The sequence below is a fragment of the Pseudomonas sp. SED1 genome (assembly GCF_034044025.1).
In the GTDB taxonomy this organism is placed as follows: Bacteria; Pseudomonadota; Gammaproteobacteria; order Pseudomonadales; family Pseudomonadaceae; genus Aquipseudomonas.
In genome coordinates this window covers 1-14,548 of record NZ_JAXCIS010000130.1, presented here as the reverse complement: position 1 = coordinate 14,548, position 14,548 = coordinate 1, and the positions used below count along the sequence as shown (strand labels likewise).

The window sequence follows — 14,548 nt, the reverse complement described above, 5'->3', positions numbered from 1 at the left end:
CTTTGCTTACTTTGGGGCTTTTCCAAAGTGAGCCGCTGTAAGAGCGGAACCATACGTGGCCGTTACCTAAATAACGGATATGCCCCCAAAAAGCCGCGTACTGGACAGGGGCCGCGCGATCTCACTGCCACACCCTGGTGCATGTTCTTGATTGCACGCAGCTTTTTGTGGCGAGGAAGCTCCCTCCCGTAGGACCACACAGCAGCCCAAGCAACCTAATCAATAGCAAGCTTGCTAATTGGCGCATTAATTGCCTTGGAATATGGCAATTAGACATCACTCCCGGAGTGCGCCATGAGCAGCCTGTCGAGCAGCACGATGCAATTATCTTCCACCGAAAAAAGCTGGTTGCCCTGGTGGGGCAAGGCCGGCAAGTTCGCCATGGGCTGGTCCTGTCGGCTCAACCGCGCGGTGTACCCGGTAATGGAGCAAACCTTCGAAGCCATCGCCGAAACCCGGGTCAAACTCCTGCAAACCTGGACCCGCGAACAGTGGGAACACCTGGGCGAACTCGCCAGCGTGCTGACCCGCGACACCGTGCTCACCGGCAACAGCCTGCTGCTGGACAAACTGCAACAGGCCGGGGATTTCTCCGAGCTGTTTATCGTCGACCCCAAGGGCGAGCTACTGGCAACCACCTGGAGCCAGGCCGGTCACCGCGCACTCAATCAACAAGCCCTGGCCGCCGGGCTCAAGGCGCCATTTCTCCACGGTCCCTACGCCGACCCGCTGACCCTGCAGATCGGCCCTTCGTCCTCGCGCTTCCATGACGAAGTGACCCTGATGTTCTATCAACCGTTAACCCGCGAGGGCAGGGTGCTCGGCTGCCTGTGCGGGCGCGTGCCCAACGACATCCTCGGGGATTTGATCCAGCGTGAGGCCGGGCATATTTTTCCGGAGTCCGGCGATAACTACCTGTTCATGGTGCAATCACGCTTCGACCCGGCACTCCAACCCGGTATCGCGTTGTCGCGCTCTCGCTTCGAGGACGGTGCCTTCACCCACGGCGAAAACCTCAAGAGCGGCGTGCACACTCCCTGGAAAACCGTGCAGATCCAACGCCACACTGAGCTGGAATTACGTTTTATCGACCCCGCCACCCAACAACTGCACCCCGGCGTGCGGGAAACCATCCGCAAGGGTTCGAACCTGTTTGTCACCTATCCCGGCTACTCCGATTACCGTCACATCCCGGTAGTGGGCAAGGGCGTGACCTTTGAACTGCCGGGCTCGCCGGACCGCTGGGGCATGATGTGCGAGGCCGACCTGGAAGAGGTTTACCGACGCCGCTCCCTGAGCCACGGCTTGATGACGCCGTACCTGGCAACCATGGCCGGCTTGTTTGCCTGCAACTATCTGGTGCGTCACTACAGTGGTTTGCCCGTAGCCTGGACGGATGCATGGGAGGTACTGAGCATGGTCGTGGCGGCCATGCTGTTCAGCCGCCTGGGGCCCAAGCGCCTGGCTGCACGCCTGAATGAAATGACCGAAGTCATCCGCACCATTGCCGAAGGCGAAGGCAACCTGCGCCAACGCCTGGACAGCGGCCGCATGGTCAACGACGAGACTGGCGACATGAGCCGCTGGATCAACAGTTTCATCGACCGCCTGGATTCGGTGGTCGGCCAGGTGGTCAAGGCCAGCCACAGCGTCGGCAACACCAACCAGTTGATGCTCGGCCGCAGCGAGGCGGCCGGGCTGATGTCCCATGAAGTGGCCGACGCCACCCACCGCATGATGATCATCGTCGAAGAGCAACTGGGGGAAATCCAGCAGGCTTCGGTGAGTGCCGAGCAAATGAAGCAAGCCATGGACGAGGTGGTCAGCCGGGCCCGCGAGCAGTTCCTGGCGGTGCAGGTCGGCACCCAGTCGATTCGTGATGTGGTACAGCGCTCCTCGGAAAGCGTGCAGTTGCTCGACAGCCGCATGGCACAGATCAGCAACATCACCGGGCTGATCAGCGACATCACCAACCAGACCAACCTGCTGGCTTTGAATGCCGCGATTGAAGCCGCACGCGCCGGCGAACATGGCCGCGGCTTTGCGGTGGTGGCAGATGAGGTCCGTACCCTGGCGTCACGAACGTCCAAGGCGGCTGAAGACATTCGCCAGATGGTCGAAGGCCTGCAAGGCGAAACCCGCAAGGCCGTGGGCTTCATGGAAAACGGCGTGACCAACGTCGACAGCAGCCTACGCCTGGCCGAGGATGCTTCCTCGGAAAACGTGCACCTGCACCAGGCGGTGGAGAGCATGTTCAGCATCATCCAGCAGCTCAACGCCCGCAGCCTCGACTACGGCAAGACCATCAAGCAGGTCAGTCATTCTTCGGAGCAAATGCGCCTGACGGTGGGGGTGTTGCAGACCAGCGCGGAAACCGTGCGGGTCAATGCCAACAAGTTGCAGAAGCTGGTGGGGCTGTTCGAAGTCAGTGGGGCTGCGGCCTGACCAGGCCGCGTTTTTCCAGCAACAGGCGCTCCAGTTCCATCATCGGCAGCGGCCGGCTGAACAGGTACCCCTGGATCTGATCGCAGCCGGCTTCCCGCAGAAACTCCAGCTGCGCCTGGGTTTCCACGCCTTCGGCGACCACTCGCAGCTTGAGGCTGTGGGCCAGTTCGATGATGGTGCGGGTGATCGCCGCGTCCTGGGGGTTGCTGGTGACTTCGCGGATAAACGCAATATCGATTTTCAACGTATCAATCGGAAACCGCCGCAGGTAAGCCAGGCTGGAATAGCCCGTGCCGAAGTCGTCGATGGAGATCTTCACGCCCATAGCCCGCAAGCGCTGCAAGCTGGCGATGGTGTGTTGGGTGTTTTCCATCAGCGAGCCTTCGGTCAACTCAACCTCCAGCCAATGCGGCTCCACCCCAGCCCTGGTGAGGGAATGGGAGATATCGGCAATCAAGTCACCCTCGATCAATTGGTGACCCGACACATTGACCGATACTTCGACGGCGCCCACCGCAGTGGATTGCCAGGCGGCCATCTGGCTGCACACGTTATCGATCACCCAACGACCGAGCGTCACGATCAACCCCAGGCTCTCCAGGATCGGGATAAACACCGCCGGAGACACCGCACCGTACTCGGGCCGGTCCCAACGCAACAGGGCTTCAAGCCCGCACACCTGACCGCTGTCCAGCTCGACCTTGGGCTGGTAATGCAGCACAAACTCTTCGCGTTCGACGGCCAGGTGCAGGTCTTTCTCCAGCTCCAGGCGCGCCATGTCATGCACATTCAACCGGGCAGTTTCATGCTGGTGATGTTGCAGTTGCTGCTCCAGCATCAGGCTATGGTTTTTCAACCGATCGCCGTGGGCCTTGAGCCGCAGCAGGTTGCGCACCCGTAGCCACAACTCGACCCGTTCCACCGGTTTACTGATGAATTCTTCTGCACCGGTTTCCAGGCCACTGAGCCGCGCGCTGGATTCACTCAAGGCCGAAAGCATGATGATCGGAATGTTCGCCGTGGCCTGGTTGCCCTTGAGCTGGTTGGCCACTTCATAGCCGTCCATGCCCGGCATCATGATGTCCAGCAGGATCAAGTCCGGCGGCCGTTGCGCCACCATCTTCAAGGCTTCTTCACCACTGGCGGCACTCACGGTCTGGTAACCCTCGTGACGCAGCAGGGTTTCCAGCAGCTTGCGCACCTGGATTTCATCATCAACGATCAAGAGCGTTGCGGGTTGGCGGGCCATGGAGAGGACTCAAGTCGGAGGAGTAATGTTCTTTTGCAGCAGCGTGTCGATCACCTGGTACAGCTCTTTGTAGCGCAGGGGCTTGATGATGTAGGCGTCGCAGCCGGCCTGCAGGGTTTTGTCGCGGTCTTCCTTCATGGCCATGGCTGTCAGGGCGATCACCGGGATGTGGGCGGTGTGCGGGTCCTGCTTGAGCAATGAAGTGGCCGCCAGGCCGTCCATGCCGGGCAACTGGATGTCCATCAGGATCAGCGCCGGTTGTTTTTCCCGGGCCAGGGTCAACCCGGACTCGGCATCGGCAGCCCACAACACACTGTGGCCGGCGTTCACCAGCAGCAGGCGGGCGAGGCGCATGTTGGCCTCGTTGTCTTCGACGATCAGGATTTCGGCCATACAGCCTCCGCATTCGCGGCGCGATGCAGCGGCAGCCACACCACAAAACACGCACCTGTGCCTTCGCGGCTGGCCACGGCGACGCTGCCGCCGTGCAGGTCGGTCAGTTGCTTGACCATTGCCAGGCCCAGGCCCGTGCCTTCGAATTTGCGCGCCAGGCTGCTGTCGATCTGGCTGAAGGCCTTGAACAGCTTGCTCATGTCGTCCCGGGCGATACCGATGCCGGTGTCGCTGACGCTCAATTCCAGGAACTGTTGGTGCTCGCTGGGTTGCAGGGCAAAACCATAGGTGGGCCAGTCGCCGGGAACCTGCCCGACGTGTGCACGACTCACCTCGCGTACCGACAGGGTCACAGAGCCGCCGTGCTCGCTGAACTTCACCGCATTGGCCAGCAGGTTGTAGATGATCTGCTTGGTCTTGCGCAGGTCGAGTTCCAGAGTGCCGAAGTCGTCCTGGCATTCGAGCTTCAACTGGATGCGTTGCAGCGCGGCCTTTTCCCGCACGATCAGCAGGCTGTTGGCCAACAACCCCGCCAACTCCACGGCTTCCAGTTCCAGGTCCATCATCCCGGCCTCGACCTTGGACAGGTCGAGGATGTCGTTGATCAGCGACAGCAAGTGCTGGCCGCTGGTAAAGATGTCGCCGATGTATTCGCGCTGGATATCACTCATGTCGCCCACCAGGCCGTCCTTGAGGGCTTCGGAAAAACCGATCACCGCGTTGAGCGGCGTGCGCAACTCGTGGGACATGGTGGCGAGGAATTCGGACTTCATGTGGCTGGCGTGTTCCAGCTCCAGGTTCTTCTCTTCCAGGGCACGCTCAAAGCCTTTGCGTTCCGCCTCTTCCTGCTTGCGCGCGGTGTTGTCGGTGCCGATCAGCAGGTAACCGATGATCGCGTCGTTGCGGTTGCGCAGGGCGGTGACCGAGACCATCGCTGACAGGCGACTGTTGTCCTTGCGGATATAGGTCAGCTCGTAGATGTCCTCGATGCCCCGGGAGGCCTTGAACACCAGGGCTTCAAAGCCGGGCGTGATTGGCGTGTCGAGCTCCAGGCTCAAGGCGGCGGCGCGGGTGATCAGCTCGGCGGGGTCGGAAATGTCGGCCGGTGTGACACGGTTCAGCACATCGGCGGCGGCATAGCCGAGCATGCGTTCAGCGCCAACGTTGAAGATCTGGATCACGCCTTTTTCGTCGGTGGCAATGCTGGAGAAGTAGGCGCTGTTGAAGATCGCGTCCTGCAGGGCGCCGGTCTTGAGCAGGGTTTTCTGGCGTTTGAATTCGACGATTTTCTCGGCCCGGGATTGCGGCTCGATGGGGCTGTCGACTGAAGATTTTTCCATCGTGAAGTGTTCCGTGAACTTGAGGCCCGCCGCTGCCCGAAGACAGCGCCGCAGAACATGCTCACAGAAGATCGCGCAGGCGCGATGAGGAGGAGATGAGGTCTTTTTACGATAGCAGGTATTGAGCGGCTAAAAAGTAACTCATGCGAATTGCTTTAAGGCAAAGACCACCCATATGCGTGATTTTTTTGCGTCTGACCCTCCGTGCCTCCAGCGCCTGGAAACAGCTTGTAACCCCGCCAGTTGAACATTTTCCCACGTTATCCCCACGCATGGCTGACGAGGTTCGTTGCGCTGTCTGGCAGACGCAACACTCGGCGCTATAGCTATTCACTCTAAGGCGATGCTGAAAATGATCTCTAACATCAACAACCTTCCCACATCCCGAGATGCAGGTGTTCCACGTCAGCATTTCGATTTTTCTAAAGGCGGACCTACCAGGCTGGGGCCGGGCAGTTTGCCCCAGTCTCTCCAACCCGCCTTCAGGGCGCCCGCGCTCAAGAACACTTTCATGGATGGCATGGTAAGAGACCTCAACAGCGGGACGATGCGACCGGAACTCAAGGAGTTGGTCGATGCTGTGCTCTATCCGAAAAATTCCACGGTCCATAAAGTTCAAATCAGGACATTTGCATTAGACGGAATTCAAGCCCGCGACATTATATTTATACAGCGCATACCACCTACAGAAAACGGCCCGAATATCGCTCTGTATACACCGGACACCGCGGGGCGTTCTTTTCAGGACTTTAAGAATACGAATGAAATGAATACTTGGCTAAAAGGTGTTGCCGCCGACCCCGTACGTCTGGATAAATTTGTCGCTCACTTCTCCACAGCAGACGCCGAGACCAAAGTTAAACACATCAAGTCCGTCATGAAGGATTTCAAGGACAACAACATCAATGCAATCGTTGGGCCTTATCGGTATGAGGCGGATAACATTTTCGAAAGATTGGAAAGGTCACCCCACATTCCGCCGGCCCCCGTTAATGGACTCACCGACCTTAAATGGGAGCGTGAAGGCCCGGAAGGGCAACTCGCTTACTCAGGAAAACGGCCTGATGGCAAAACAGTAATTTATGAATACGACGCCTACGGCAACTTCTTGGGGGCCGACCGCAGCGCAAACTACTACTTTGTTAAAGATGGCCTGAACTCACAGCCGGCGCTGCACGCGCTGACGTTCGAACAGTTTAAAAAACAAGTGAGCCACGTATCCCTGGACAACAGTGGGGCCAACGACGTTAGAGGATTTTACGATGAGTTCCTTCATCATCTGGAAAACCCTGCTTATGGTATGAGTGATGCTTTACACGTGTTTGGCGTCCCGCAAAACGCGGCAGACACCGTGGAGCGTTATCTGGACAACCCCATGACAGCGTTACTCATTGACCTGAACAAAAACAATCACCTTGGCAAGATATTCGGCATCGACAAGGCAACCATGGATGCAGACTTAAAACAGGTCGGAGACTTTGCCCAGGGTTTTGTTCCTTATTACGGCCAGGCCAGGATGCTGGCCTCCCTTACGGCCAAGGCGCTGAAGAATCAGCCGTTGTCGAACGAAGAAAAACGCGACCTCGCCGATGCCATGGCGTTGAAGCCAGGCAGTCAGGCGAGAGAACACCTGTTCTCGCGTTCACCCGGTCGCCTGTCCAACTTTGACCAGCCAACCGCAGAGCCCAAGCCGGCTGCCCCGACAGAACCGGAACACACCAAGGCGCTGCCAACGGGCGGCTCTCACCACCCTGGCATGGTCAAAATCGAGTTCCAGGGGAATAACAAGTATTACGTTGCTGAACAACCCGATGCCGGGGACAGTGAGCATTATCTATTGCGTGTAGAAGATCCCAATGACCCTTCCAAGTTAGTGAGCAGCGGCATTATCGGCAAGCCCGATGAAGTGGGCGTGTGGAGAAGACGAGGGGTCAGAGGAGGTGGGGCGGGGAACTCTACCAGCAAACCGTTTGACCCCGGAACTTATGATTACCCCTCCAGAAAAGAGGCTTCACGCTCGGCTGATATTTCCAAAATAGATAAACAACTGAAACAGGATGCTGATAATTTTCATAAGAAAGCCAAATCCAAGACAATGCCCGTCCAGCCCGCAATGCACGTAAATACACCCATTGCCGATGTTATAAAAACAGGATTAAAGGAATCTCCCGGCATGATTTTTGGAGAAGATCATTCGCAGTCCGCTGGCTTGCGGGTCATCATGGATAACGTGCTGGAATTCAAGAACAGCAACGTGAAAACTTTTTACTCAGAAGGTTTTGAACACTCACTTCAACCTGATTTGGACAAGTTCTATGACACCGGCGAGATCTCGCTGGCGCTACACAGAAACTTAAAGTTGATTGATGGTGCCCACCAAGGGCACGGTATCTATACAAACAGGAATCTTCTGCTCACCCTGCGCAAGCATGGCATCCGCATTAAAGCAATTGACGTGCCCTCGACAGACTCCAAATTTACGCGCATCAAAAATATGAACTACTACGCGACCAAAGTGATTGAGCGCGATCAGGCTCTTAATCCTGAAGGAAAATGGATAGCGCGAGTGGGCACCGAACATGTTTTTTCATATGACGCTCAACCGCGGATTCGAGGTATCGCTGAGCTGACAGGTGCAACCGGGGTTTCCGTCGACGAAGCGCCTGCGAACAGAGACAACGCCGTTATTCAGTCTCGAAACAAGACGGAAATATATATTGATTTGAAAAGACCGTAGATAAACGGACTCCTCACGCGCCACCACGTTTCTTGTGACGGCCACCGGCAAGGCCTGGGCTCCTTTTTGCGGCTCCAGGCTTTGCCGAAGAGAACGGTTTTGTGCATCACAAATCGATGATGAAACGTTTCACCTTTCGATAAATAGCGCACGCAAGCGCTTGCGCTTGGAAATTTACCTGATTACAGTCCCCATCAATCCGATCCGCCGATAGCGGCCATCGGCAAACGCTCGAACACAAAAATAATAAAACCAGGAGCTCAGTCATGAGCCTTGAACCCTTGCTTGAAATGCAGGGCATCAGCAAGACCTTCAACGGTCTGCGGGTGCTCAAGAACGTCAGCCTGAAGGTCTACCCCGGTGAAATCCACGCCTTGATGGGTGAGAACGGCGCCGGCAAATCGACCTTGATGAAGATCCTCTCCGGTGCCTACCAGGCCGATGACGGCGGCACCATCCGCATCGATGGTCAGCCCGTCGCCAGCTACAACCCAGCCTCCGCCAAAGCCCTCGGCATTGCCGTGATCTACCAGGAACTCAGCCTGTGCCCGAACCTCACGGTGGCCGAGAACATCTACCTGGGCCGTGAACTGCGCCGTGGCTGGACCATCGACCGCAAGGGCATGGAAGCCGGGGTTGCCGAGGTGCTGGCAAGGCTCGGCGCGGAGTTCCTGCCCACCACCCGCGTCGCCAGCCTGTCCATTGCAGAGCGCCAACTGGTGGAAATCGCCCGGGCGCTGCATGCCCACGCGAAAATCCTGGTGATGGACGAGCCCACCACGCCGCTGTCCTCTCGCGAGACCGACCGCCTGTTTGCGCTGATCAAACAGCTGCGCAGCCAAGGCTTGGCGATCATCTACATCAGCCACCGCATGGCCGAAATCTACGAACTGTCGGATCGGGTCTCGGTGCTGCGGGACGGCGAGTACGTCGGCGAACTGGCGCGGGACGTGCTGTCGGCCGAGGTGCTGGTGAAGATGATGGTGGGCCGCGACCTCTCCGGTTTCTACAAGAAGGAGCATGCCGCCTACGACCCCGGCCAGGTGGTGATGCGCGTGCGTGACATGGCCGACGGCAAGCGCGTGCGCCATTGCAGCTTCGACCTGCACGCCGGTGAAGTGCTGGGCATTGCCGGCTTGGTAGGCGCAGGTCGTACCGAGTTGGCGCGGCTGATTTTTGCGGCCGACCCGCGTACCTCTGGCACCCTGGAGGTGGTCGGTAAAAGCGTGACCCAACTGCGCAACCCGGCGGACGCAATTCGCGCTGGTGTGGTGTACCTCACCGAAGACCGCAAGGCTCAGGGCCTGTTTCTCGACATGAGCGTGGCCGACAACATCAATGTCTGCGCCTGTGTGCCGGATGCGCATGCCGGTGGGGTGCTCGACCGTGGCCACGCCGCACAACGCTCACGCGATGCGATCAAGTCCCTGTCGATTCGCGTGGCGTCGGGCAAGGTCAATGTCGGGGCGTTGTCCGGCGGCAATCAGCAGAAGGTGCTGTTGGCACGGTTGCTGGAGGTCAAGCCTCATGTGCTGATCCTCGATGAACCGACTCGTGGCGTGGACATCGGCTCCAAATCCGAGATCTACCGCATCATCAACCAACTGGCCAAAGCTGGCGTGGGCATCGTGGTGATCTCCAGCGAGCTGCCGGAAATCATCGGTACCTGCGACCGCGTGCTGATCATGCGCGAAGGGCAACTGGTGGCCGAAGTCGGCGGGGCATCAGGGCTGGATATTTCCCAGGAGGCGATCATCGACCTCGCCACCGGCAGCGAGCAGGTGGCTGCCCATGGCTAATTCAACGACAAGCGGGAGCAACACCATGACTGTGGCAACGATCGGCAAGGCTGAGCGTATTCGCGAACTGATGCGCACGGTGGGCATGCTGCCGGTGCTGGTGCTGCTGTTGGTGGGCTTTGCCCTGGCCAGCGAAAACTTCATGACGGTGCAGAACCTGTCGATCATCACCCAGCAGGCGTCGGTCAACGTGGTGCTGGCGGCGGGGATGACCTTTGTGATTCTCACGGCGGGCATCGACTTGTCGGTGGGGGCGATTCTCGCGGCGTCTGCCGTGGTCGCACTGCAAGCCTCGATGTCGCCGCAATTCGGCATGTTCGGGATTGCTGCCGGGGTTGGCTTCGGCCTCTTACTGGGCCTGGTCAACGGTGGCCTGATCGCCTTCATGCGCCTGCCGCCGTTTATCGTCACCCTGGGTGCGCTGACGGCCATGCGCGGTTTGGCTCGCCTGTTGGCCGACGACAAGACCGTGTTCAACCCTGACCTGCCATTTGCGTTTATCGGCAACGACTCAGTGCTGGGCGTGCCGTGGCTGGTGATCATCGCCGTGGCCGTTGTCGCGCTTTCATGGTTCATCCTGCGGCGCACGGTGATGGGGGTGCAGATCTACTCCGTGGGCGGCAACCCGGAAGCGGCTCGGCTGTCGGGGATCAAGGTGTGGAAAGTCCTGCTGTTCGTCTATGCCATGTCTGGTGCGTTGGCGGGGCTGGGCGCGGTGATGAGCGCGTCACGCCTGTTCGCTGCCAATGGCCTGCAACTGGGGCAATCCTATGAACTGGATGCAATCGCGGCGGTGATTCTCGGCGGCACCAGTTTTACCGGCGGCGTCGGCACCATCGGCGGCACGCTGATTGGTGCGCTGATCATCGCAGTATTGACCAACGGCCTGGTGCTGCTGGGCGTGTCGGATATCTGGCAGTACATCATCAAGGGCATCGTGATCATTGGCGCAGTAGCGCTGGATCGCTATCGCCAGTCCGGTGCGCGGACCTGATTTCACTCAAACAACAATCACAAGAGAGTCATCATGAACTTCAAACGCATTTTTCCTGTTGTCGCCTCCCTGGGCGTTGCCGTGTTGATGTCCCAAGCCGTGGAAGCCCGTGAACTGAAGGCCATCGGCATCAGCATGGGCTCCCTGGGCAACCCGTATTTCGTGACGCTTGCCGACGGTGCCACAGCCCGGGCCAAGGAGCTGAACCCGGCGGTCAAGGTCACCTCGGTGTCGGCCGACTATGACCTGAGCAAGCAGTTCTCGCAGATCGATAACTTCATCTCGTCCAAGGTCGACCTGATCCTGATTAACGCCGTCGACCCGTCGGCCATGGCCTCCGCGATCAAGAAAGCCCGTGACGCCGGGATCGTGGTAGTAGCCGTGGACGTCGACGCCAAGGGCGTGAATGCCACGGTGCAGACCGATAACGTGGAAGCCGGCAAACTGGCCTGCCAGTTCATCGTCGACAAGCTTTCGGGCAAGGGCAACGTGATCATCCAGAATGGCCCGCAGGTCACGGCGGTGACCGATCGCGTCAAAGGCTGTAAAGCCGCGCTGGCCGGCGCGCCGGATATCAAGGTGCTGTCTGACGACCAGGACGGCAAAGGCTCCCGCGAAGGCGGCCTGAACGTGATGCAGGGCTACCTCACACGCTTCCAGAAAATCGACGGCTTGTTCGCGATCAACGACCCGCAAGCCATCGGCAGCGACCTGGCCGCCAAGCAACTGAAGCGTAGCGGCATCATCATCACCTCCGTGGACGGTGCGCCGGATATCGAGAATGCCCTGAAGACCGACACTCTGATCCAGGCTTCCGCCAGCCAGGACCCATGGGCCATGGCCCAGACGGCCGTCAACGTCGGCAATGACATTCTCAATGACAAACAACCTGCCGAAGCGGTTACCCTGCTGGCGCCAAAACTGATCACCCGCGACAACGTCGGTTCCTACAGCGGTTGGTCCAGCAAACATTAAAAGAGCGCAGGAGTGAGCACCGTGGCAACCATGGAGGATGTGGCAAGAATTGCAGGGGTGTCGACGTCGACGGTTTCCCACGTCTTGAACGGCACTCGCAAGGTCAGCCCGGACACGGTGCAAGCGGTGCAGAGCGCGATCCGGCAGTTGGGCTACATCCCCAATACGCTGGCGCGCTCCCTGGCCCGGTCCACCACCAATACCATTGGCGTGGCGATCTCAGCGCTGTCCAACCATTACTTCAGTGAAACGGTGCACGCGATTGAAACCGAGTGCGCCAAACACGGTTACATGATGCTGTTTGTCGACACCCATGATGATCCCGAGCAGGAGTTGCGGGTGGTCACGACGCTGCACCATCGGCGGGTGGACGGCATTCTGCTGGCGCCGTCTACCGGTTCGCTGGCCCTGGAGTACTTGCAGGCCAATGAAGTGCCGGCGGTACTGGTGGACCGGATGATGAGCGATCGCTTTGATCAGGTCGGGGTGGAAAATACCCTGTCTACCCAGGCCTTGGTGGCGCACTTGATCGAGCATGGCCACCGGCGTATCGGCTTTATTTCCGGGCGCGCGGGGTTGGGCACTTCCGATGAACGCGTGGCTGGTTACCAAGCTGCATTGCAAGCAGCAGGATTGCCGTTCGATCCGCAGTTGCTGGTCAATGGCGGCTCCAGCAGCGAGCCGGCACGGCAAGCGACCGCGCAGTTATTGGCCCTGGCAACACCGCCCACGGCGATCATGGCGGGTAACAATCTGATGACCCTGGGTGCGATGCATGCTTTGCGCGATGCGCATATCGATGTGCCCGGGCAGATGGCTTTGGTGGGCTTCGATGATTTTGAGTGGGCGGACTTCTTCGTGCCGCGACTGACCCTGATCGCGCAGCCGGTCCAGGAGCTGGGCGCCCGGGCGGTCAACCTGCTGCTTGAGCGCATGGCGTCGCCCAAGCGTAAAACACACAGCGTGCGGCTTGCGCCCACCCTGAAAATTCGTAATTCATGCGGCTGTCCCTGATATGAACAACCCGGTTTCCCTTGGCATTGATCTTGGCACCTCGGAACTCAAGGCGATCTTGATGGACGAGCAAGGCAACGTGCTTGCCCATGCCGGTGCGCGCTTGACCATATCGCGCCTGCACAGTGGCTGGTCGGAGCAGGATCCTGAGGATTGGTGGCAGGCGTGTCTCAGCGCGCTGGACCAGTTGCGCGTGGGTCAGCCGGAGGTTTATGGCCGGGTGAGTTGCATCGGTTTGTCCGGGCAAATGCACGGCGCCGTGCTGTTGGGAGAGGACGATCGGGTGTTGTACCCGGCCATCCTCTGGGACGATTCGCGTGCCATGGCTCAGGCCGAGGCGCTGGGCAGCGAGTTCGCCGAGGTCACTGGCAGTTTGCCGATGGCTGGGCTTACCGCGCCGAAGCTGTTGTGGTTGCAGGAGCATGAGCCGGCGGTGTTTGGGGCGATTGATTGTGTGTTGTCGCCCAAGGATTACCTGCGTTTGCGGCTCAGTGGCGAGCGGGTGAGTGATGTGTCTGATGGTGCCGGGACGTTGTGGCTGGATGTGGCTAATCGGGAGTGGTTTGAGCCGATGCTGCGGGCGACGGGGTTGCGGTTGGCGCAGATGCCACGGCTGGTGGAAGGCGGGGCGGTTAGTGCTCGTTTGAATGCTGCGGCGGCGGGGCGACTGGGCTTGGCTAAGGGCCTGGTGATTGCTGGCGGTGGCGGGGACAACCCGGTGGCCGCGGTGGGCATTGGGGCGGTGAATGCAGGTGATGCGTTTATCACGTTGGGTACGAGTGCGGCCATTGTTGCGATTACTGATCACTCGGCGGGGAATCCGGCGAGTGCGGTGCATAGTTTTTGTCATGCGTTGCCTGGGCGTTGGTACACCATGGGGGCGATGTTGGCCGGGGCCAGTTGTTTGCGGTGGGTGACGCGGTTGACGGGGTCGGTTGATGAGCAGGCGTTGCTGGATCGGGTGCAGGCCGAGTTGCCTACGGGGCAGGTTGTGGCGGTTTCCAATCCGTTGTTTTTGCCGTATTTGGCGGGGGAGCGTACGCCCCATAACGACCCGTTGTTGCGGGGTGGGTTTATGAACCTGGGGCATGATTGCACGCCGGCTATGTTGGGTTATGCGGTGATGGAAGGGGTTGGGTTCGGGCTGTTGGATGCGCTGAATGCGGTGCAGTCGGCCGGGGCCTCGGTGGGGGCTTGTGCGTTGGTGGGTGGTGGGGCGCGCAGTGAGTATTGGGCGCAGTTGTTGGCCAATATTCTTGGGCGGGAGATCTATACGTTGCATGGCAGTGAGTTGGGGGCGTGTATTGGTGCGGCGAAGTTGGGTTTTTTGGCGAGTGGGCAGGGTGGGAAGTTGTTGCAGGTGGGGATGCCGGTGAAGGCCCGGTTTTTTCCGGATGGTGCTCAGGCAGGTGTGTTGCAGGTACGTTATCGCAAGTTCCAGGGGCTGTTGGGGGCGGCTAAGGCTTTGCACGATTAGGGGAGTTTTGGGTGTATATCCGTTATTTGGGTAACGGCTGATATGGGTTCCGCTCTTACAGCGGCTCACTTTTGAAAAGCGCAAAAGTAAGCAAAACGCTCTTGCCCCACCACTCGGCTCCTCGC

The 14,548-nt window shown here is 59.1% G+C and carries 10 protein-coding genes; 7 read left to right on the top strand and 3 right to left on the bottom strand.

The window, feature by feature from the left end:
- Nucleotides 1–294 precede the first annotated feature (294 nt).
- Nucleotides 295–2,445 carry a methyl-accepting chemotaxis protein gene (locus SNL23_RS16620; protein ID WP_318302812.1) on the top strand — a complete coding sequence of 717 codons (2,151 nt, stop codon included), beginning with the start codon at nt 295–297 and terminating at the stop codon, nt 2,443–2,445.
- Here the strand turns inward: SNL23_RS16620 and SNL23_RS16615 are convergent.
- Genes SNL23_RS16615 through SNL23_RS16605 form a run of 3 tightly spaced genes read right to left on the bottom strand, consistent with a single transcriptional unit; the run spans nt 2,426 to nt 5,427 of the window.
- The gene (locus SNL23_RS16615; RefSeq protein WP_318302811.1) at nt 2,426–3,694 is read right to left on the bottom strand and encodes an EAL domain-containing response regulator; all 1,269 of its coding nucleotides are present in this window, start codon (nt 3,692–3,694) and stop codon (nt 2,426–2,428) included. The genes SNL23_RS16620 and SNL23_RS16615 overlap by 20 nt on opposite strands.
- 9 nt (nt 3,695–3,703) lie before the next feature.
- Nucleotides 3,704–4,087: a response regulator gene (locus SNL23_RS16610; protein ID WP_318302810.1), complete on the bottom strand. Its 384-nt coding sequence runs from the start codon at nt 4,085–4,087 to the stop codon at nt 3,704–3,706.
- Complete coding sequence (locus SNL23_RS16605; protein ID WP_167664301.1) at nt 4,072–5,427, bottom strand: sensor histidine kinase; 1,356 nt, start codon at nt 5,425–5,427, stop codon at nt 4,072–4,074. The genes SNL23_RS16610 and SNL23_RS16605 overlap by 16 nt, the downstream gene beginning before the upstream one ends.
- Before the next feature lie 352 nt (nt 5,428–5,779).
- Between SNL23_RS16605 and SNL23_RS16600 the strand changes: the two genes are divergently transcribed.
- The 6 genes from SNL23_RS16600 to xylB all read left to right on the top strand — a co-directional run bounded on the left by SNL23_RS16600 (nt 5,780) and on the right by xylB (nt 14,423).
- The gene (locus SNL23_RS16600) at nt 5,780–8,164 is read left to right on the top strand and encodes a dermonecrotic toxin domain-containing protein (RefSeq protein ID WP_318302809.1); all 2,385 of its coding nucleotides are present in this window, start codon (nt 5,780–5,782) and stop codon (nt 8,162–8,164) included.
- A gap of 266 nt (nt 8,165–8,430) precedes the next feature.
- Complete coding sequence (locus tag SNL23_RS16595) at nt 8,431–9,963, top strand: sugar ABC transporter ATP-binding protein (protein WP_076013480.1); 1,533 nt, start codon at nt 8,431–8,433, stop codon at nt 9,961–9,963.
- A 25-nt stretch (nt 9,964–9,988) separates the two neighbouring features.
- Nucleotides 9,989–10,957, top strand: coding sequence for an ABC transporter permease subunit (locus SNL23_RS16590; RefSeq protein ID WP_318302808.1), 969 nt, complete (start codon nt 9,989–9,991; stop codon nt 10,955–10,957).
- Nucleotides 10,958–10,990: 33 nt separating this feature from the next.
- Complete coding sequence (locus SNL23_RS16585) at nt 10,991–11,932, top strand: ABC transporter substrate-binding protein (protein WP_076013479.1); 942 nt, start codon at nt 10,991–10,993, stop codon at nt 11,930–11,932.
- Between the two features lie 21 nt (nt 11,933–11,953).
- A complete protein-coding gene (locus tag SNL23_RS16580) occupies nt 11,954–12,946 on the top strand; it encodes a LacI family DNA-binding transcriptional regulator (protein ID WP_318302813.1) in 993 nt (330 codons plus the stop codon).
- Nucleotide 12,947: 1 nt separating this feature from the next.
- Nucleotides 12,948–14,423 (top strand): xylulokinase, encoded by a 1,476-nt coding sequence (gene xylB / locus SNL23_RS16575; RefSeq protein ID WP_318302807.1) that lies wholly within the window; start codon nt 12,948–12,950, stop codon nt 14,421–14,423.
- Nucleotides 14,424–14,548: the final 125 nt, after the last annotated feature.